Raw genomic sequence first — 19,332 nt, 5'->3', positions numbered from 1 at the left:
TTTTTTACTTTTCAACAGCCGTGTCCTTAGAGGGCTGATAGCGTACTGACTTTTTGAAATAGCTCCAGAAGTCGTACACAGGCTGGGTTGAGCAATAAAGTTTGGCACGCATTACGGCACCCTCCCAACTGCTCCAGAAAATGGCCGCCAGTTGCGTATTATTCATATCGGAACGGATTTCGCCCGAAGATAACGCGTCGGACAGACAGCACGCCACAAGCGCCTGCCAGCGCTCAAGTATTTCGTGGAGCTGTTTGATAAAGGACAGTGGAAGACCCGGACTCTCCTGCATCATATTGCCAACCAGACAGCCCCGGGTGAAATTGTACTTTTTAATGCCGTCGCAGGCATCGTCGATGAAATTTTCCAGACGCATCATTGGTGTGAAGGATGATTCATACAGATGTTTTTGGAGTTTATGCACAAAGAAACTGTCATAGGCGCTCAGAACAGTCTGGGCATACTCTTCTTTGCTCTTGAAATAGTAATAAAATGAGCCTTTAGGAACACTGGCATTTTTGACAATGGCATCGACTCCCGTTGAAAGAAAACCATTCTGCGTGAGCAGTTCAAGCCCGCTTCGGATCAGGTCATTACGGGTATCTGTATAGGTACTCTCTGTTTTTCGTGGCCTGCCTCGCCCACGAATTTCGCCAGTCATGACTTTGCTCCTGCATTTTATTAACGGAAAAGAATAAGTGATTTTGCGCGGAGGCTTCAATCAGTTTATCCCCGGCGGTGACGAGGTGGCCACCTATGCCGACTGGACAGGGGACTGACTATTGCCATAACGCCATCGCAGGTTGCTTCAGTAAACCTGCTAATCCCGTACAATGGCGAATTCGCTATATCCGCTTCTCGCACTTAGCTGCCATAAATCGGCCAGGCAATCACAGGTCATTTCTGTCTCGCAAAGAAGGTGCCGTTTCTGCTTTGCGTTGACACCCCTAAATATTAGAATTAAAAGGAGAGAGTTACTGGAAAAAGGCAGCGGAGGCAGTGACAATCGTGGCTTGAAGCCACTACTCGATGGATGCGGACATGTAGTTGGCGTCATTCGACAAAACTAGCAAACTTCTAATAGTCACCATTTCTCCCGTCTGGCGGGAGTGCTGTCAAATGCCCCCCTCATCTCTGTGTGGGAAATGAAGGGTGAAGGGGAAATAGATGACAGCGTTATTTCTACGCCCAGAATACTGAATACCTTGTACAGACGATCAATACTGGCGCTAGCAGGGTTTGCTTCCAGGCGGGCATAGGTTTGCTGCGTTACGGCAAGCCTCTCAGACACATCTTTTTGCGTGAAGCCCTTGATTTTGCGAAACCCGATTAGCACAGGTCTGAGCTGGTTCAGCGTTTTTATCGGGAACTGATTATTCATAAGTGACCTGCCTCGCAGACTGAGTAGGGAGTACCGCCCTGTAATACAGCAGGTAAGGTGTATTTTGTGTTATACAGACTATAGGCTGTAAAACCTTTATTGAAAAGATGCTGATGTTCCAGGGGCATGCCGAGCATGGACGATTTTCTGCGGGGCGGTATTTCGCTACGGGGGAGATTGCGTTCGGGCAATGTACCGGTGTAAAAAACGTCAATTTTTCAAAACCGCTGTTATCGGGATAAGCTGAAAACTCCGAAGGCAGACACAGCCACGAATAATGTCAGACTTAAACTCTGTAGCTGTCTTCTTTTGCCTGTAAATAACGTCTAGTTTGACTCTGATGAAGGCTGTACCAGGCAGAGAACATGTCACTCTCGGGGCCGGATGATAAAATGTGTTCAACTGGCTGGGCAGGGTAATAGCGAAGAACGTTCTCTGAAATTCGATTCAGCTCAGCGTAACGTGCGCTGTAGGTATGTATAATCCATTGCATCAATTTTGCATCCGTATTATTCGCAGATTACACACAAGAAGCTTAACAATGGCTGAAAGAGTGAGCAGGGATATGTAACAAAAACAAGGGCTTCAAGATGAACTGGATAAAACCGGAGCAGAGCAAGCCCTGTTCCGGTTTGTCAGGCTTTGGAATTTCTTCCAGGCCCCTGCAGCTAGTCACAACAAACACATTAATGTTTTCATTGCTTCAATTCAATATTATTGTGTGAAAGGGATTCCATCGAAATCGGCTTATGCATGCTTAAAACTAAACTGCCCCGGCTGCAGTCATTTGGTTGCTGTGGGCTCTGTACTGTGTCTAATAGTGAAAGAATCTTACGTTATAACGAAGGAAATTGCTGAATGACTCTACGATTGCAGACGGAATCACCCGCTGACCAGGATATGTTTAGAGGCAGCAGTCATGAAAAAGTTGCAGAGAATGTGGCTCAGATCATCAGGACACCTGATGTCAATATTATTGGTCTGGAAGGTGAGCTGGGTTCAGGTAAGTCAACAATATTGAAGTTCCTGCAGAAAAAGCTTAAAGATGATTTTACGTTCATTAACTTTGATGCAGAACGTTACCATCATGGCTCAACTAAAAAAGCGCTTATCGATGTCATCCACCACGGGGTCAGCCTACAATGTCCGGGCTCCCGGGATGTGTTGGATAAGTATAAAAATCTGGCTCTGGGTAACATCGTTGAATACGACAAGAGGGTCAGCAGCAGGCTAAGCTGGTTGACCGTCGTTTTTATTTTACTGTCATTGCTTTCCGTGCAGATGCTTCGTTATGTGCTAACAGACCTTAATCAATATTTTACTAACAAGGAGTCATTATTAGGGTGGCTTTTTTATGTTGAGGTGGCCGCGTTTCTTTCTCCTGCCATTATGGTCGCAGGACTGGCATGCCTGCAGAACATGGAATGGTACAGAAAGAAAGGGTATTCGAGTATTGGTGATTTGTTCAAACGCAACAGTACTGACAGGATTGAAGAGACTTGGCTAGTTAATAAGGAGGTCGGAGCTATTGAGCTGGCTGAAGCTCTGCAGGGATTTACCTCCAAAGAGGTCATTTCCCATGGAGATCGCTTCATCCTTATCATTGATAATCTGGACCGAATCAGTGCAGACAAAGTGAAAGAGCTCTGGAGTGATATGGAGCTTATTGCCGGAGCCACTCATGAACACTTCAGGATAGTGGTGCCCTATTCGGCAAGACAGGTTTCAGCCTCACTTTCTGTGGCGGGTTTCAGCGGGCGTGAGTTTATTGCAAAGCGGATTCCTGTAAGTTTTCAGGTTCCTCCTCTTATTTCGGCAGGATGGCAGGAAGCGTTAAGGCAGTACTGGAAAGAAACAGTAAATGAGGATGCAGGGATAGCGTGCCGGGAAGCAACGGTGTTGCTTGAGCGCTGGAAACCCTCTGAGTATCCTCGTATCACACCGCGATTAATGAAGAAGTTTGTTAATGATATTCATATTCTGAACCTTACCGTTCCTGCAACAGAAGATCATCGCCATATTCTTATTGCTCTCTACTTACTGGTGGTCAGATACGGGGAGCGAGATATTAAAGTATTACTTCGCGATCCCAAAGCTAGTCAGACCGAACCCGGTATTGCTCCGGATGATTTTGACGAGATGCTCTCGCTAACTTATCAACAAATATCCCGAATTTTTAATAACGATACAGAAAGATGGAGCGAATTTCTGATGAGCATCCACTATCAGTCCACGGTGGAGCTTGCCAGGAGCGAGTTGCTTGATACGCCTCTTAAAGACGCGATTGGTGCTATAAATATCCCACGGCTTGAAGAACTGACGGCCTTGTGGGGTTTCGCTGAAGCATGGCAGCGAGTGGCACCACATATTCAGATGCGAGACTGGCTGGTTTCTTATAGCCGGATGGATGAGAAGTGTCAGGCTCTCGCCGAACCGCAACTCAAAGTCGCAGTGCAAATGCTGAATCAGAGTTATGCTGTTTCACTCAGAGAAAAGAATGATGAAGGTTTCGTATTGAGTCTGCAGAAACTGATGGCTGACGGGCGGATAAGCCTAGAGCCTTTCGTCGAAAGGCAAATATCGTTTATTGTGAGTAAACTTGATGAAATTCAGGATTCAGAAAAATTGGAGGCTGAATCCACGCAGACGTTGCTGCAGGAAGCTGATTCATACTCTGTTCTGGCCGGTGAATCACTACTGAATAAAATGGAGAATTTTGTAGATGGCGTATTTTATGTGGAATACCTTGTCAATAATGAAGAGACCTTGTCAAACCTGAAAATTGGCACACTAGATATCGGAAATCACGGTCGGGAGGAGATGTTACGCTATGGAGCTGAGCAACCTCAGATAGACCTTTTTAATCCGGGAATTATCCGGCATATCAATATTGCATCGAAGGCGGTACAGAACGTAATTGGAAAGAATGATGGTACAGGTGGGGCTCAGGTTAGCTCTGCAATAATGACGCTTAAAAATCGTCAGGTTGTTGAGGACGTTATCCATTTCAGAAAAATTGTTCTGAGCCCGGACTGGAATAATAATGTTTTAAATCAATATTATCTTAATAATACGGCGACGAGGAATCTCTTCCCTGCGGAATTTGCTGCACAGGCTGTTGCTCACATGGTGCTCCATGGTAACTATGCCGGTATCGAGTCGTACAGTGAACATATTGGTGAGGAACGGTTTGACCTGGCTTTGGCTGCATATCTTCGTTATCTACGTACTGCCGAGAGTATCTTTATAGCACTTAAGGATAAAAATGTTCTGCCGTACATCAAAAATGCTGTTGGCAGGATTGTTGATTTAGGTCTTCTGGTGAATATACCTGTCCTGAGCTTTGTTAAAGGTCAGTATGACGTCATCAAAGAAGCTACAAATGCAACCTCTCTTTTAATATTTGTGCGAGAGCGTCAAAAAGCACTGTCAGAGAAAATAATTGAGTCTGATGTGAATGCTATGGGTCCAGTATTTCTCCATGACGTATATCAGTCAGGTGAGCAGTTTGATATTTTGAAGAAAAAGCTGAACGCCCTGGCATGTGGAGTATTTAGTTCTTCTGAAAGGCTTATTGAGTGTTTTACGGTTCTTCCTGTGAACATGCGCTTTATCCTTGAACAAATGCAACTTCAGGGGCAGCATATCCGGATGGAAGGTAGTGTGGGTATCTTTGCATCATGGTTCCGTGATGCAGAGCCAGACGTTGTCACAAATGCCGAGAACATTCATTTCCTGTGGTCTTGCCTCGACGATACCCAGAGAGAGACTGTACTTGATGAGTTGCACGATGTCTTACTTGAAAGACATATTCGTATTGACAGCCGTATTGCGATTATTACCCGTTTTCATAATGAGTTGTCGTTTATTGAACCTGAGAAGGCCGTTGAACGCAGGGCTATTGCGGCGCTGTTTAGCGCTTCTGTTGATAATGTATTATTGTCTCAATGGCTTGACCGTCAGACGTTTTCATTTTCATCATGGTCTCCGGAGGACGCCCGTACGGCAACGAGTTGTATAATGAATAACTCGGAGATTTTTCCTCTCATCTGCAGGAATTCACAGTATATTAAAAACAGAATGTTACCAGAGAAAGCGGACGTTACAGAAGATAGTGATACGTTTCCGGACTGAGTTCGTTCTTTAAATCCTATACCTGAAGACCACAGCGGTGGTCTTTGGGAGTTTTTTTATTGCCTGATATACATTAAGCATGTTATATCTTGCTAAGAAATAATCATTCAGGGATTAATCATAACTACTGAAGTTATGTTGTGTTCTTTTCTTTTAAAAATAAATTATTCAGATTTATTTTCTATTGATTTAATGAGGTAGGGAATGACAGAAAGTGCTTTGCTTTTGCGAGAGGCATTTAATGAATCGGTTAACTATATGACATGGTCTTTTTATTCACTGATAACTGCTTACGTTTCGATGGCTTTTTATGATAGAGTTGAGGTTAAGACCCGAATAAATAATTATCTGAATAAGTTACTTTTCGTGATTGCTATGTCCGTTTTTATCCCAAATATGTACTTTGTTTCAATGGTGTTCAGTCAGAAGTTAGGCACCGCAGCTGGCGTTGCGTCATTCATTATTGGGCTACTTTTCATGATGTTAAACTCGGCGCCTGTAATTACTGGTATCGTACAGCAGCGCAAAGATTGAGTTTTATGAGTATAGTCAGTTGGGTTTTCATCTGTTTTATCAGACTTAGAAAAATGAAATCTTTCAATTCATTGATTTTAAACGCAAAAAAATTTCTAAATGATCAGAATTATAGGGTGCTCGCTCTGCTCTATTACCGAGCACGAAGGCCGTATTATTCAGAGCCGCTCTGAAGATTCGATCATCAATGAGATCGAAGCGATTCGCGACACGGTGCCAGGCTTCACCGGTGTGATCTCCGACCTTGGCGGCCCAACCGCGAACATGTATATGCTGCGCTGTAAGTCGCCGCGCGCGGAGCAAACCTGCCGTCGTCTCTCCTGCGTCTATCCGAGCATTTGCGAGCATATGGATACCAACCACGAGCCGACGATCAATCTCTATCGTCGCGCGCGCGACCTGAAGGGCATCAAGAAGATCCTGATTGCCTCCGGGGTGCGTTACGACATCGCCGTGGAAGATCCGCGCTACATCAAAGAGCTGGCGACCCACCATGTGGGCGGCTACCTGAAGATTGCGCCGGAGCACACCGAAGAAGGTCCGCTGTCGAAGATGATGAAGCCGGGTATGGGCAGCTATGACCGCTTTAAAGAGCTGTTCGACACGTATTCAAAGCAGGCGGGCAAAGAGCAGTACCTGATCCCGTACTTTATCTCCGCGCACCCCGGCACGCGTGATGAGGATATGGTGAACCTGGCACTGTGGCTGAAGCAGCGTCGCTTCCGTCTGGATCAGGTGCAAAACTTCTACCCGTCACCGCTCGCCAACTCGACGACCATGTATTACACCGGCAAGAACCCGCTGAGTAAGATTGGCTACAAGAGTGAAGAGGTGGTGGTGCCAAAAGGGGATAAACAGCGTCGTCTGCATAAAGCGCTGCTGCGTTATCATGACCCGAAAAACTGGCCGCTGATCCGCCAGGCGCTGGAAGAGATGGGTAAAAAACACCTGATCGGTTCACGCCGCGACTGTCTGGTACCGGCCCCGACGCTGGATGAGATGCGCGAAGCGCGTCGCCAGAACCGCAATACGCGCCCGGCGCTGACCAAGCACACGCCGATTGTGCATCAGCGTTCGAACGGTGGAGCGGGAACGAAGAAGAACGTAAAACGTAAGATCGGTTAAACCTGTAACAAAGCCCGGTGGCGCTGCGCTTACCGGGCCTACAGGTCAGCGCGTAGGCCGGGTAAGGCGAAGCCGCCACCCGGCTTTTTTCTGAGGCTCAAAATGAAAATAAGGAAGTTAACAGGAGCGATGCTGATTGGCCTGACGTTATGCGGTTGTGTAATGCACCGCCAGATACAGCCAGAAGTAGAAGGACGTCTAATCGACAGCGCAGGTAAGCCAGTCCCGGGCGCTAAAATAACATTAGAGAGGGAGCAAACGCTTTCTGACGACAACGGTCGTTTTGCTTTTCAGAGCCAGCATGAGTGGATCTTTTTTCTGCCAATAGGTCCGATGGACTGGATTTATTACACCCCGCTCCAGATAAGTATTAACGGAAAGGAATATGAAGCAATAGCAGGCGGCGGTCTCGGTGGGCCACATAAACTTGAAGGGAAAGCGTATAACGTTATTTGCACATTGCCTGACTTGCCCGGAGAAGCGAGATGTCAGTCAGATTTATAGATTAAAACGAGCCCGGCGGAAGACCGGGCTCGTTTTAGGTATTAACCGCCAAACTGATCCGGGTCCGGCCCTAAGCGTTTGCCCTTCTCCAGCTTCGCAATCTCACCCAGCTCATCTTTGTCCAGGCGGAAATCCCAGACGTCGAAGTTCTCGGCAATACGTGATGGCGTGACTGATTTCGGAATGACGACCAGGCCGTTGTCCAGATGCCAGCGAATGACGATCTGTGCGGGCGTTTTGCCGTATTTATCCGCCAGGTCGCGGATGATTTTCTGATCGAAGACCCCCTCGCCACCCTGCGCCAGCGGGCTCCAGGATTCGGTCTGGATCTTGTGGGTCGCATTCCAGGCGTGAAGCTGGCGCTGCTGCATCAGCGGGTGCAGCTCGATCTGGTTAATCACCGGTGCGATGCCTGTCTCATCAATCAGGCGCTGCAGGTGATGAACCTGGAAGTTACAGACGCCGATGCTTTTCACCAGCCCCTCTTTTTGCAGTTCAATCATCCCTTTCCAGGCATCAACATAATGGTCGATGGCGGGAACCGGCCAGTGCATCAGATACAGATCGACGAAATCGAGCTGAAGTTTCTCCAGACTCTCCTGCAGGGCTTCGCGAGGGCGTTTTTGATCGTCATTCCACAGTTTCGTGGTAATGAATAATTCATCGCGGGGGACGCCGGCGCTGGCCAGTGCAGTGCCTACGCCGTCCTCGTTTTTGTAGGCGGCGGCGGTATCAATTGACCGATAGCCGACTTCCAGGGCTTTATGAATGGCGGAGACGACCTCGTCGTTACCGGCTTTCCATACACCTAGCCCCAACTGGGGCATCACGTTGCCATCCTGCAGCTTGATTACGGTTTGGTTTGCCATTTTTCCTCCTTCAGGTGCGCATCGCCGGAGGGGGGCTCCGGCGATGGGGTGTGCATTAAGTCTGGACGAAATGTCAAAAAACGAAAGTCGGGAGGACAAAAACGCTTAGCGTGCCGCTTCGTAGATACGGCGGCTGACGTCCAGCGTAATGTCACCGTGCTCGCCCAGTTGGGTCATGCCGTGCGCGTCGAGTTTCTCCAGCAGAGCAGGGATAGAACTGCCATCCAGGCCGTAGCCAGACAGGCGCGTTGGTACGCCCAGGCTTTCGAAGAAGTTGCGTGTCGCTTCGATGGCCGCGTCGATACGCGCATCGTCAGAACCCTCGGTGATGTTCCACACGCGCTCTGCGTACTGCAGCAGTTTGGCGCGTTTGGTATCCCGTTTTTCGTTCCACAGCGCAGGCAGAACCACCGCCAGCGTCTGAGCGTGATCGAGACCGTGCATCGCCGTCAGTTCGTGACCCAGCATGTGGGTCGCCCAGTCCTGCGGCACGCCAGCGCCGATCAGACCGTTCAGCGCCTGCGTTGCCGCCCACATGACGTTGGCACGAACGTCATAGTTTTCCGGCTCTTTCAGCGCTTTCGGACCTTCTTCAACCAGCGTCAGCAGAATGCCTTCCGCGAAACGATCCTGAATTTTGGCATTCACCGGGTAGGTCACGTACTGCTCAACGGTGTGAACAAAGGCATCAACCACACCGTTCGCTACCTGACGTGCAGGCAGGGTATAGGTGTAAACCGGGTCGAGGATCGCGAAGACAGGCTGCACGTGCTCGTTCATAAAGGCCTGTTTGTCACCGGTGGTTTTACGGGAGATCACTGCGCCTTTGTTCGATTCGGAACCGGTGGCTGGCAGTGTCAGCACGGAGCCCATCGGGATTGCGCTTTTAATGTCGCTGCCGCGGGTTTCCAGAATGTGCCACGGGTCAACGCCGTCAGCGTAGTGCGCTGCCGCCGCGATGAACTTCGTGCCATCCAGAACGGAACCGCCACCGACCGCCAGCAGGAAAGTAATGTTTTCTTCACGGGCGATTTTTACCGCATTCATCAGCGTTTCGTAAGACGGGTTTGGCTCGATGCCGCCGAACTCACGCACGTCCAGACCGTCCAGGGCGCTGTAAACCTGATCCAGCACGCCGGTTTTTTTCACGCTGCCGCCACCGTAGGTGATCAGGACACGCGCATCAGCGGGGATCTGCGCACGCAGGTCAGCGATTGCGTCTTTGCCAAACAGAATGCGGGTTGGGGTATGGAGATTAAAATTGTTCATTGCTCGTTCCCTTTAGTGGGTGAAAAACCGTGGCGGCACTGATGCCTGCCTGATGCTGCACATTGTGGCGGTCCGGGGCTATGCTCTCAATGCACATTCCTGCCAATGTCTTGCCCATTTCTACAGAGAGCTGGAGAAACGTCGGGAAAGTGCGCAAACTGTAAAAGTCGGAAAACGTACCCGGAGTAACGAAAAATGAACCGTGAAGCGATCTGCCATCAGCTTACCGCGCAGATTAAGAGACTGATAGATAATGAAAATAGTGTCAGCGAACCGTTGCCTGATATTCGTCTGCTCTATGGCACGCAGCCCGGGACGCGCACGCCAGTGATGTACCAGCCGGGCATCGTTTTTCTCTTTTCGGGCCATAAAATTGGTTATATCAATGACCGCGTGTTCCGCTACGACACCAATGAATATCTGCTTCTGACAGTACCTTTACCCTTTGAATGTGAAACTTTCGCGACAGAGGAGGTCCCGCTGGCGGGTATTCGCGTTAATGTCGATATCCTTCAGTTGCAGGAACTGCTGATGGAGATAGGCGAAGATGAACTCTTCCAGCCGTCGATGGCTTCAAGCGGGATTAACTCGGCCACGCTGTCTGAAGAGATCCTGTGCGCCATCGAGCGTCTGCTGGACGTCATGGAGCGGCCGCTGGACGCGCGTATCCTGGGCAAGCAGATCATTCGCGAAATTCTCTATCATGTGCTGCTGGGCCCCGGGGGGGGAGCGTTGCTGGCGCTGGTGAGCCGACAGACCCACTTCAGTCTGATAAGCCGCGTGCTCAAGCGTATTGAGAGCCAGTACACGGAAAACCTCAACGTCGATCAGCTCGCCGCGGAAGCGAACATGAGTGTCTCGGCGTTTCACCATAACTTTAAATCGGTGACCAGCACCTCGCCGCTGCAATACCTCAAGACCTACCGGCTGCATAAGGCGCGGATGCTGATGATCCACGACGGCATGAAGGCCAGCGCGGCGGCAATGCGGGTGGGCTATGAGAGTGCGTCGCAGTTTAGTCGGGAGTTTAAGCGCTATTTCGGCGTCACGCCGGGAGAAGATGCGTCGCGTATACGAACGATGCAGGGCGCCTGACGAGAAACGTAGGCCGGGTAAGGCGTAGCCGCCACCCGGCTTTTGTTTATGCGCTGCAGTACTTTTTCTTAATCACCACCGCAATGGTTCCCACCAGGCCTGCAACCAGCAGGACCATTGGCAGAACCATCAGGAAAGTCATCACCTGATCTTCATGGTGTTTCACAAAGGGGATCATATTCAGCGCGTAGCCTAACGTGGTCACGACCCCCACCCACAGCAGGCCGCTCAGCCAGTTGAAGAACTGAAAACGGCGGTTCGACAGGCCGGAAATACCCGCCATGGTGGGCAGCAGGGTGCGAATAAAAGCCAGAAAACGTCCGGCCAGCAGCGCCAGCAGGCCGTGTCGGTCAAACATACAGGTCGCCCGCTGATGGTATTTATGCGGTAACTGCGCCAGCCAGCCTTTTACGACGCGCGTGTTCCCCAGCCAGCGGCCCTGCAGATAGCTCAGCCAGCAGCCCAGGCTCGCGGCAGAGGTGAGGATAACCATCGTTGGCGTAAAGTCCATAACGCCTTTACCGATCAATGCCCCGGCAAGCAAAAGCAAACTGTCACCGGGTAAAAACGAGGCTGGCAGTAATCCATTTTCCAGAAACAGCGTTGCGAACATCACGAAATAGACGACGCCTATAACGTGCGGATCCGCCAGTGCGGCAAAATCATGTTGCCAGAGCGCCGCGATAATATCTTGAATAACAGCCATGGACTTTCCTGTGGAACAGCAGAGATAACGCTATTGTACTCCCAATTATACCTGCCGGGATTGATCGCAGGCGCAACTCATGCAGACTTTTCTGCTTGCAGTGTTAAGAAAAGCGTCCGGGGAGTACATTTTCAGCGAGCACTCTACACGATACGTTCAAACCCTGCTGATAAATCCGCAATTAAATCGTCCACATTTTCTAAACCGATGTGCAGGCGAATCAGGGTGCCGCTGAAGTCCACTTCGCCGCCAGGGCGCAGAGCCGCGATTTGCTCCGGCTGATTAGGCAGGATCAGGGACTCAAAACCGCCCCAGGAGTAGGCCATGCTGAAGAGGGTAAAGTGATCCAGATAGTTTGCCAGTTCGTCATTATCTAGCCGTTTTTTAAGCACAAACGAGAACAACCCGCTGCTGCCCGTAAAGTCACGTTGCCAGAATTCATGGCCTTTACTGCCCGCAAGCGCAGGATGATTAACGCGCTCAACCTGTGGATGCTGAGCCAGCCACTCTGCCACTTTCAGGCTGCTTTCATGGTGTTGACGCAGGCGAACCCCCAGCGTGCGGATACCGCGGCTGGTCATGTAGGCCGTATCTGCATCGACCATCTGGCCCATCAGGTAGGCATTTTCACGCAGCTGATCCCAGCAGCGTGCGTTAGATACTGCTGTGCCAATCATCCCGTCTGAATGGCCAATCAGGTATTTCGTCGCCGCCTGAATCGAGATATCAATGTCGAATTCCAGCGCTTTAAACAACACGCCCGCCGCCCAGGTGTTGTCGATCATGATGATCGCCTCCGGCGCTTTGCTGCGCACGGCCTTCACGATAGCCGGTACGTCGTGCACTTCCATGGTGATTGAACCGGGAGACTCCAGGAACACGATGCGCGTGTTTGGCTGAATAAGTTCGGCAATGCCTGCGCCAATCAGCGGATCGAACCACCCGGTAGTGACGCCGAGTTTACTGAGTATTTTGGTGCAGAAGTCCTGGCTGGGTTCATAGGCGGTGTTGGTCATCAGGATATGGTCGCCCTGTTCCACAAACGCCAGAATGGTATTGGCGACCGCAGCCGCACCGCACGGGAACAGCGCGCAGCCCGCACCGCCTTCCAGCTCGCACATCGCTTCCTGCAGAGAAAAATGGGTTAGCGTGCCGCGACGGCCATAAAACAGCCCGCCTTTTGCGCGGTTACGCGTGGCGATTTTTTTCTCCTCAACGGTGTCAAACACCAGGGAGGAGGCGCGTTGAATCACGCTGTTAACCGAACCCTGCGTATATTTTTTGCTGCGTCCGGCCTGTACCAGCGTGGTATCAAGATGCTTCTTAGTCATGTTCGCTAACCCTGTTTTTATACGTCTGGACGTCCAGACTACCACGATTGTGAAAAACTTCACCCGCATGCTTATCGAATAAGCAGAAAATATTAGCAAAAAACCGCATAAGAAATTTTTACTGCGTAAGCGCAAGGAAAGTGAGCGAAAATTACGGCACCATGCAAATACTAATGAGAACTACTATCAATTCGACGACGTTTTGATATTATTACGTTCAGATTTTGTGATTTGCGTCCTGGAGATACAGAGTGGGTAATAATTTGATGCAGACGGATCTCTCCGTTTGGGGCATGTATCAACATGCTGACATCGTGGTTAAGATTGTGATGATCGGCCTGATTCTGGCGTCCGTTGTCACTTGGGCTATCTTCTTCAGCAAAAGCGCCGAGCTGCTTTCGCAGAAGCGTCGCCTCAAGCGGGAACAGCAGCAGCTGGCAGAAGCCCGCTCTCTGGATCAGGCGTCTTATATGACCTCATCCTTCCACGCAAAAAGCCTGACCACCCTGTTAGTGAACGAAGCGCAGAACGAGCTGGAACTCTCCGCTGGCAGTGAAGATAACGAAGGCATTAAAGAGCGTACCGGTTTCCGTCTGGAGCGTCGCGTTGCGGCCGTTGGCCGACACATGGGACGTGGTAATGGTTATCTGGCTACCATCGGCGCAATTTCGCCGTTCGTCGGTCTTTTCGGTACGGTCTGGGGCATCATGAACAGCTTTATCGGTATCGCTCAGACCCAAACCACCAACCTGGCGGTTGTTGCGCCCGGTATCGCAGAAGCGCTGCTGGCGACGGCGATTGGTCTGGTCGCGGCGATTCCGGCCGTCGTTATCTATAACATTTTCGCGCGTATGATTGGCAGCTACAAAGCCACGCTCGGTGACGTTGCCGCTCAGGTTCTGCTGCTGCAAAGCCGCGATCTCGACCTGAATGCCAGCGCCGTGAAACCGGTGCATGCGGCGTCTAAACTGCGCGTAGGTTGATATTATGGCGATGCGTCTAAACGAAAATCTGGACGATAACGGTGAAATGCATGAGATCAACGTGACGCCGTTTATTGACGTCATGCTGGTTCTGCTGATTATCTTTATGGTCGCTGCGCCGCTGGCGACGGTGGACGTGAAGGTGAATCTGCCGGCCTCGTCCAGCCAGCCGCAGCCGCGTCCGGAAAAGCCCATCTATCTTTCTGTGAAAGCGGATAAATCGATGTTCCTGGGTAACGACCCGGTAACGGATGCTTCGGTTATTCCGGCGCTGGATCAGCTAACCGGCGGCAAGAAAGACACCACCGTCTTCTTCCGTGCGGACAAAACCGTCGACTACGAAACCATGATGAAGGTGATGGACACGCTGCATCAGGCGGGTTATCTGAAGATTGGACTGGTCGGCGAAGAGAAAGCGGCCAAAAAATAGTAAAGAAGCTGGCGAAAGCCGGCTTTTTTTATGTCTGTCGGTTTATGCGTTTTTATTATCCGTCTGCGCGGCAGAGGAGGTTGCCAGCGTGTCTTCGTCGAGCGCAACGCAGGTGACGTTTGAGGTACGGTACTCACCGGCTGACAGCTTGCGCGTCAGGCGCAGGGTGGCGACTTCTCTGGCAAGCAGATACTGATAGTTGGCCTCGAGCCGGCCCAGCAGCTTCTCTTTCAGCTCGGGTTGCTGCTCGATGAGGCTATTTATCACCGCACCGTAAATCTCTTCTTTGACCTGTAGCGGGTAAATCTCGCGGCGATTCTGCCATTTCAGCCGCACCAGCGTCGCCGGAATCGATACCAGGTCTTGCGTAATACGCGTCATCTCGATATTTTTTGTGTTTCTCAGGGCGTCGAGATTTTGCTTTAAGATAAATTCATCACTTTTTTTATCATCTAAAGTCAAATAAACGTCGTTGTCTTTAACTTCTTTCACGTTAATCTTCCCCAAGGGTATAAAAAATAGGGTTGTTTTTTTCACGCGTAATTAGATTAAGCCAAATTTCATTGCCCGCTTCATTTATTTCTTTTGTTTTTTCAGCCATTATTTGACTTAGTTTCTGGGCATCTATTTCGCCTTCAGCCTGGAGGTCATTCAGCAGGTGGACGAAGGCCTCAATTTTTATAGCGCGAAATAAGCGGTCTTTTATATGGCGATCGTGCTCCTCCAGCAACATATTACGGGATTTGCCAGTGCGGGAAACACCAATTAATATATCAGGCTCGAAATCGGAGAGCTTTCTTTTCCCCTGAGTGAAACTGGCCTTTTTTTCTTCTTCCGTCGGTTGCTGTTCCACAGGCGTAATGTGGTACTTAGCCGGGACGAGATAGTCGGGCAGCATTTTTTAATTTCCTTTATTTTCAACAGGGTGGGGTTGGTAAAGGCGTGAGATTCGTTGACAATATCATGAGGCAATTTTAAAATCAAAAAAAATGGAGCCAACCCATGAACAGCATCTTTTTTACGGTCATCACATTACTATTACTGACCGCTGGTGTGCTTTTATTGATGCAGGAGTTCAATAAAACGAAAGTGTCGAAAGACACCAGTGAACCTCCACAGCCTGAACTGATGACAAAAGAGGAAGGTGAAGACCATTTCTCTGTTTTGATGAACTCTGTTACGCCTGTCTGGTACTGGCGGGTAAATCACGAATATATCGACTTTTTACACGCGACAATTAAGCGTATGAAAATGTCCGAAATTAATGACACGCCCGGTCTGTTTGAGGCGCAGCGTCGTTGCAGCGACCTGAATTCAGCGGTTTATAAATATTACGACAATATCAAAAAGCGCTGTCTTAACGGAGAGAAGGTCTCGTATTCAGACCTGGACGTATTAAACCTTCGCCAGTGTTTTCGTGAGTTCAGTCTGGAAGCCTACCCCGAACTTGTGGTGCTGGTCTGGCCGGAGTATGCGCGTCCGGAGGTTAATCCAGACAACGTCTAAGTCATGAACAGTTGAGTTCTTGCAAACAGCCAGCGCCGTTGAGATATACTGGGCGCTGGTTTCTTTTGCAAACAGGACTTTATGGAACGCTTCTTTGAAAATGCCATGTACGCCTCCCGCTGGATACTGGCTCCCGTCTATTTTGGCCTTTCGCTGGCACTTATCGCGCTGACGATTAAGTTTTTTCAGGAAATCCTGCATGTTCTGCCGAACATTTTTTCCATTGCCGAAGCGGACCTGATTCTGGTTCTGCTGTCGCTGGTGGATATGACCCTGGTGGGGGGATTGCTGGTGATGGTGATGTTTTCCGGCTACGAGAATTTTGTCTCCCAGCTTGATATCGACGAGCGCAAGGAGAAGCTCAACTGGCTGGGCAAAATGGATGCCTCGTCGCTGAAGAATAAAGTGGCAGCGTCGATTGTGGCGATCTCCTCTATCCACCTGTTGCGCGTGTTTATGGACGCGAAGAATGTCCCGGATAATAAACTGATGTGGTACGTGATTATCCACCTGACGTTTGTGCTGTCGGCGTTTGTGATGGGGTATCTGGATAAGATCAGTAAGAAGTAAAGTGCATATCCCTCTCCCCAGAGGGGAGAGGGCATCAATCTGCACTATTTATCCGACGACGCCTGCCACAGATTCAACTCCCCATCCGCAACATGCTGGTCAATCCGCGTGAGCTCGTCCTCTGTAAAGCGCAGGTTATCCAGCGCCCGCACGTTCTCCTCAAGCTGTTCCGGACGGCTGGCACCAATCAGCACTGACGTCACGCGCGCATCTTTCAGTAACCAGCTCAACGCCATTTGCGCCATGGTCTGGCCACGCGCCTGTGCCATCTCATTGAGCAGACGAAGACTGCTCAGGTTGGCGTCGGTCAGCATCTTCTCTGTCAGCCCGCGCACCTTATGCCCTTCTCGCTGCATGCGTGAACCTTCCGGAATGCCGTTCAGGTATTTCCCGGTCAGCAGACCCTGCGCCAGCGGGGTAAAGGCAATGCACCCCGTACCGTTTGCTTCCAGCGCATCCAGCAATCCGGTCTTATCGACCCAGCGGTTAAGCAGGTTATAGGACGGCTGGTGGATGAGCAGTGGGATCTTCCACTCGCGCAGTAACCCGGCCATTTTTTGAGTGCGCTCCGTTGAGTAGGACGAGATCCCGACGTACAGCGCTTTACCGCTCTGCACGGCGTGAGCCAGCGCTGAGGCCGTCTCTTCCATCGGCGTATTTTCATCCACGCGGTGGGAGTAGAAAATATCAACGTACTCGACCCCCATGCGTTTCAGGCTTTGATCGAGGCTGGCGAGCAGGTATTTGCGTGAACCGCCTGAACCGTACGGCCCCGGCCACATGTCGTAACCGGCTTTAGTGGAGATGATGAGCTCGTCGCGGTACGCGGCAAAGTCCTCTCGCAGCAGGCGGCCAAAGTTCTCCTCTGCGCTCCCTGCCGGTGGGCCGTAGTTGTTGGCAAGATCGAAATGGGTAATGCCGAGATCGAAGGCTTTACGTAGCAGTGCGCGCTCGGCATCGAGAGGCTGGACGTGGCCAAAGCTATGCCACAGACCCAGCGACAGCGCTGGCAGGCGCAGGCCGCTCTTTCCACAATAGCGGTACTGCATGTTCTCGTAGCGGTCAGGGGAAGGGTGCCAGGACATGATGTCTCCTTTCTTATTTAATGAATTTTCGAAACAGCGTTTTTATTCTGCGTTTATCAAATCATAAATTGTTCACAGAAGCGATGACAGGGTTTAACCCCTTCATATTGAAAGGTAATAATTAACCCTGGCTGTGTGACCTGTGAAGCCGCGCTAATTAAAAATAATCACAAAAGGTTATAATTTCCGCGCTGCCTGCCGATAAAGAGAGGAGTACTCGCCTCTGGGCGAATTCACCCTCACGGCAAGGAAATCTTATGAATATGCTACGTAATTTCACGATCCGCTTCGTCATGCTGACGATTCTCGGGATCTTTTGTTTAATGTGGGCGGGCGTTGGGCTGTACAGCACCTGGTCTTTGTCACGCGTTTCAGAGGGCAATGAAGTTGATCGCCATCTGGTGAAACAGATGACGGTACTGAGCCAGGGCAACGATCAGTATTTCCGCTTCGTGACCCGCCTGAGCCGCGCAATGGAAGTCAAAGCCGCTGGCGGCACGCCCGATTTGTCCTCCGCCCAACAGGCGCTGGATAACATGGGCAAGAAACTGGCCGAGATGAAAGCGATGTCACCCGGCCCGATGGATGAGGCGATCGCATCCCGGGTGATCGGCTCCTGGCAGGCGCTGCTCGACCAGGGCGTGACGCCGCAAATGGCGCAGGCGAAGCAGGGGGCTCTGGAAGGCTACCGCCAGCAGGCCAACAACGTCACGCCACCGTTGAGCCGTGCGTTCGGTGCGGCTGCCGAGGCGTTCAACAATGCCGCTGCGAACACGCTCGACAGTACCCGCGTGGTGGTGGACGGCCTGACCAGTATGACCCGCACGGTGATTATCGTCGCCACGATTATCGGTCTGCTGATTCTGCTCTTTACCGACCGTTACCTGGTGGCGATGCTGGTAAAACCGCTGGAGCGTATCCGCCAGCAGTTCCGCCAGATTGCTCAGGGCGATCTCAGCCAGCCCATTGCGCCGTTCGGCCGCAACTGTGTGGGACAACTGGTTCCCCTGCTGAGTGCCATGCAGGACAGCCTGCGTGAAGCCGTCAGTACGATTCGCTCGGGCAGTGAAAATATCTGGCGCGGGGCGACGGAAATCTCCAGCGGCAATAACGATCTCTCTTCGCGTACCGAAGAGCAGGCTGCCGCACTGGAAGAGACGGCGGCCAGCATGGAACAGCTGACCGCCACCGTGAAACTGAACGCGGAAAGCGCGCGTCAGGCCAGCCAGCTTGCCGATGTGGCTTCAACGACTGCCAGCCGCGGCGGTTCGCTGGTGGAAGAGGTGGTTACCACCATGAGCGGTATTTCCGAAAGCTCGAAGAAAATTGCTGAAATCACCAACGTCATCAACAGTATTGCCTTCCAGACCAATATCCTGGCGCTCAACGCAGCCGTTGAAGCGGCACGCGCGGGCGAGCAGGGCCGCGGTTTCGCCGTCGTCGCGGGGGAAGTCCGTAATCTGGCAAGCCGCAGCGCCAACGCGGCCAAGGAAATTGAGGGGCTGATTGCTGATTCGGTTAATCGCGTAGAACAGGGGGCACAGCTGGTGGGCGACACGGGCACGACCATGGATGCCATCTTACGCGACGTGACGGAAGTGACGACCATTATGAAGCAAATCGCTTCCGCTTCTGAAGAGCAAAGCAAGGGCATTTCGCAGGTCGGGATTGCCATTACACAGATGGACGGCGTCACCCAGCAAAACGCCTCGCTGGTGGAAGAGGTTTCCGCGGCAGCCGCCGCGCTGGAACGTCAGACCGAAGAGCTTCAGCGTTCGGTGCAGAAGTTCCGCCTGACGGCATAACACAA

At 51.0% G+C, this 19,332-nt stretch carries 18 protein-coding genes and 1 pseudogene; 10 read left to right on the top strand and 9 right to left on the bottom strand.

The features are described 5' to 3' along the window. Positions 1-4: 4 nt before the first annotated feature. Both acuR and G0034_RS19275 read right to left on the bottom strand, forming a co-directional pair. On the bottom strand, positions 5-661 hold the full coding sequence (gene acuR / locus G0034_RS19280) for an acrylate utilization transcriptional regulator AcuR (RefSeq protein ID WP_023280966.1): 657 nt from the start codon (positions 659-661) through the stop codon (positions 5-7). Positions 662-1,084: 423 nt separating this feature from the next. After that, positions 1,085-1,381, bottom strand: a complete 297-nt coding sequence (locus G0034_RS19275) for a helix-turn-helix transcriptional regulator (RefSeq protein ID WP_023314851.1) — start codon at positions 1,379-1,381, stop codon at positions 1,085-1,087. Positions 1,382-2,239: 858 nt separating this feature from the next. Between G0034_RS19275 and G0034_RS19270 the strand changes: the two genes are divergently transcribed. The 4 genes and pseudogenes from G0034_RS19270 to G0034_RS19255 all read left to right on the top strand — a co-directional run bounded on the left by G0034_RS19270 (position 2,240) and on the right by G0034_RS19255 (position 7,678). Beyond that, the gene (locus tag G0034_RS19270; RefSeq protein WP_023314849.1) at positions 2,240-5,515 is read left to right on the top strand and encodes a P-loop NTPase fold protein; all 3,276 of its coding nucleotides are present in this window, start codon (positions 2,240-2,242) and stop codon (positions 5,513-5,515) included. Between the two features lie 204 nt (positions 5,516-5,719). Next, entirely contained in the window at positions 5,720-6,049 is a 330-nt protein-coding gene (locus G0034_RS19265) for a hypothetical protein (RefSeq protein WP_000140246.1), read from the top strand. A 114-nt stretch (positions 6,050-6,163) separates the two neighbouring features. Beyond that, positions 6,164-7,174 (top strand): annotated as a pseudogene (locus tag G0034_RS19260) (DUF3362 domain-containing protein); the annotation flags it as partial. Between the two features lie 129 nt (positions 7,175-7,303). After that, positions 7,304-7,678, top strand: a complete 375-nt coding sequence (locus G0034_RS19255; RefSeq protein WP_230679503.1) for a carboxypeptidase-like regulatory domain-containing protein — start codon at positions 7,304-7,306, stop codon at positions 7,676-7,678. Between the two features lie 41 nt (positions 7,679-7,719). Here G0034_RS19255 and dkgA read toward each other — a convergent pair whose 3' ends face one another. Then, a complete protein-coding gene (dkgA, locus tag G0034_RS19250; RefSeq protein ID WP_014885238.1) occupies positions 7,720-8,547 on the bottom strand; it encodes a 2,5-didehydrogluconate reductase DkgA in 828 nt (275 codons plus the stop codon). A gap of 105 nt (positions 8,548-8,652) precedes the next feature. Then, entirely contained in the window at positions 8,653-9,816 is a 1,164-nt protein-coding gene (gene yqhD / locus G0034_RS19245; RefSeq protein WP_023331305.1) for an alcohol dehydrogenase, read from the bottom strand. A 195-nt stretch (positions 9,817-10,011) separates the two neighbouring features. Between yqhD and G0034_RS19240 the strand changes: the two genes are divergently transcribed. Next, positions 10,012-10,911 carry an AraC family transcriptional regulator gene (locus G0034_RS19240; protein ID WP_179121203.1) on the top strand — a complete coding sequence of 300 codons (900 nt, stop codon included), beginning with the start codon at positions 10,012-10,014 and terminating at the stop codon, positions 10,909-10,911. Between the two features lie 46 nt (positions 10,912-10,957). Here the strand turns inward: G0034_RS19240 and yghB are convergent, their stop codons facing one another. Both yghB and metC read right to left on the bottom strand, forming a co-directional pair. After that, the gene (gene yghB / locus G0034_RS19235; protein WP_023338787.1) at positions 10,958-11,617 is read right to left on the bottom strand and encodes a DedA family general envelope maintenance protein YghB; all 660 of its coding nucleotides are present in this window, start codon (positions 11,615-11,617) and stop codon (positions 10,958-10,960) included. Positions 11,618-11,760: 143 nt separating this feature from the next. Next, on the bottom strand, positions 11,761-12,948 hold the full coding sequence (gene metC / locus G0034_RS19230; protein WP_014885234.1) for a cystathionine beta-lyase: 1,188 nt from the start codon (positions 12,946-12,948) through the stop codon (positions 11,761-11,763). A gap of 251 nt (positions 12,949-13,199) precedes the next feature. Here metC and exbB point away from each other — a divergent pair, with 251 nt between their 5' ends. Together exbB and exbD are read left to right on the top strand one after the other, a co-directional pair. After that, complete coding sequence (gene exbB / locus G0034_RS19225; RefSeq protein ID WP_179121202.1) at positions 13,200-13,931, top strand: tol-pal system-associated acyl-CoA thioesterase; 732 nt, start codon at positions 13,200-13,202, stop codon at positions 13,929-13,931. A gap of 4 nt (positions 13,932-13,935) precedes the next feature. Continuing rightward, on the top strand, positions 13,936-14,361 hold the full coding sequence (exbD, locus tag G0034_RS19220) for a TonB system transport protein ExbD (protein ID WP_014885232.1): 426 nt from the start codon (positions 13,936-13,938) through the stop codon (positions 14,359-14,361). Positions 14,362-14,403: 42 nt separating this feature from the next. Here the strand turns inward: exbD and G0034_RS19215 are convergent, their stop codons facing one another. Together G0034_RS19215 and G0034_RS19210 are read right to left on the bottom strand one after the other, a co-directional pair. Continuing rightward, entirely contained in the window at positions 14,404-14,853 is a 450-nt protein-coding gene (locus G0034_RS19215) for a hypothetical protein (RefSeq protein ID WP_014885231.1), read from the bottom strand. Position 14,854: 1 nt separating this feature from the next. Next, positions 14,855-15,259 carry a hypothetical protein gene (locus G0034_RS19210; protein ID WP_014885230.1) on the bottom strand — a complete coding sequence of 135 codons (405 nt, stop codon included), beginning with the start codon at positions 15,257-15,259 and terminating at the stop codon, positions 14,855-14,857. Positions 15,260-15,363: 104 nt separating this feature from the next. Here G0034_RS19210 and G0034_RS19205 point away from each other — a divergent pair, with 104 nt between their 5' ends. Further along, on the top strand, positions 15,364-15,867 hold the full coding sequence (locus G0034_RS19205) for an ESA_00282 family adhesion-associated protein (RefSeq protein WP_008499806.1): 504 nt from the start codon (positions 15,364-15,366) through the stop codon (positions 15,865-15,867). An 81-nt stretch (positions 15,868-15,948) separates the two neighbouring features. Continuing rightward, positions 15,949-16,437: a TIGR00645 family protein gene (locus G0034_RS19200; protein WP_014171606.1), complete on the top strand. Its 489-nt coding sequence runs from the start codon at positions 15,949-15,951 to the stop codon at positions 16,435-16,437. Positions 16,438-16,481: 44 nt separating this feature from the next. On the opposite strand, the gene G0034_RS19195 is transcribed toward G0034_RS19200, so the two are convergent. Continuing rightward, positions 16,482-17,522, bottom strand: a complete 1,041-nt coding sequence (locus G0034_RS19195) for an aldo/keto reductase (protein ID WP_057058030.1) — start codon at positions 17,520-17,522, stop codon at positions 16,482-16,484. Positions 17,523-17,779: 257 nt separating this feature from the next. Between G0034_RS19195 and G0034_RS19190 the strand changes: the two genes are divergently transcribed. Then, positions 17,780-19,327, top strand: a complete 1,548-nt coding sequence (locus G0034_RS19190; protein WP_045268660.1) for a methyl-accepting chemotaxis protein — start codon at positions 17,780-17,782, stop codon at positions 19,325-19,327. Positions 19,328-19,332 lie beyond the last annotated feature (5 nt).

This window comes from Enterobacter sp. T2 (assembly GCF_010692925.1).
Classification (GTDB): Bacteria; Pseudomonadota; Gammaproteobacteria; order Enterobacterales; family Enterobacteriaceae; genus Enterobacter; species Enterobacter kobei.
This window is presented reverse-complemented; position numbering and strand designations above follow the sequence as displayed.

Bases quoted from the DNA above. Each gene is read 5' to 3' on its own strand.
- acuR (WP_023280966.1), bottom strand. From the start codon at position 661: ATGACTGGCGAAATTCGTGGGCGAGGCAGGCCACGAAAAACAGAGAGT.
- G0034_RS19275 (WP_023314851.1), bottom strand. From the start codon at position 1,381: ATGAATAATCAGTTCCCGATAAAAACGCTGAACCAGCTCAGACCTGTG.
- G0034_RS19270 (WP_023314849.1), top strand. From the start codon at position 2,240: ATGACTCTACGATTGCAGACGGAATCACCCGCTGACCAGGATATGTTT.
- G0034_RS19265 (WP_000140246.1), top strand. From the start codon at position 5,720: ATGACAGAAAGTGCTTTGCTTTTGCGAGAGGCATTTAATGAATCGGTT.
- G0034_RS19255 (WP_230679503.1), top strand. From the start codon at position 7,304: ATGCTGATTGGCCTGACGTTATGCGGTTGTGTAATGCACCGCCAGATA.
- dkgA (WP_014885238.1), bottom strand. From the start codon at position 8,547: ATGGCAAACCAAACCGTAATCAAGCTGCAGGATGGCAACGTGATGCCC.
- yqhD (WP_023331305.1), bottom strand. From the start codon at position 9,816: ATGAACAATTTTAATCTCCATACCCCAACCCGCATTCTGTTTGGCAAA.
- G0034_RS19240 (WP_179121203.1), top strand. From the start codon at position 10,012: ATGAACCGTGAAGCGATCTGCCATCAGCTTACCGCGCAGATTAAGAGA.
- yghB (WP_023338787.1), bottom strand. From the start codon at position 11,617: ATGGCTGTTATTCAAGATATTATCGCGGCGCTCTGGCAACATGATTTT.
- metC (WP_014885234.1), bottom strand. From the start codon at position 12,948: ATGACTAAGAAGCATCTTGATACCACGCTGGTACAGGCCGGACGCAGC.
- exbD (WP_014885232.1), top strand. From the start codon at position 13,936: ATGGCGATGCGTCTAAACGAAAATCTGGACGATAACGGTGAAATGCAT.
- G0034_RS19210 (WP_014885230.1), bottom strand. From the start codon at position 15,259: ATGCTGCCCGACTATCTCGTCCCGGCTAAGTACCACATTACGCCTGTG.
- G0034_RS19205 (WP_008499806.1), top strand. From the start codon at position 15,364: ATGAACAGCATCTTTTTTACGGTCATCACATTACTATTACTGACCGCT.
- G0034_RS19200 (WP_014171606.1), top strand. From the start codon at position 15,949: ATGGAACGCTTCTTTGAAAATGCCATGTACGCCTCCCGCTGGATACTG.
- G0034_RS19195 (WP_057058030.1), bottom strand. From the start codon at position 17,522: ATGTCCTGGCACCCTTCCCCTGACCGCTACGAGAACATGCAGTACCGC.
- G0034_RS19190 (WP_045268660.1), top strand. From the start codon at position 17,780: ATGAATATGCTACGTAATTTCACGATCCGCTTCGTCATGCTGACGATT.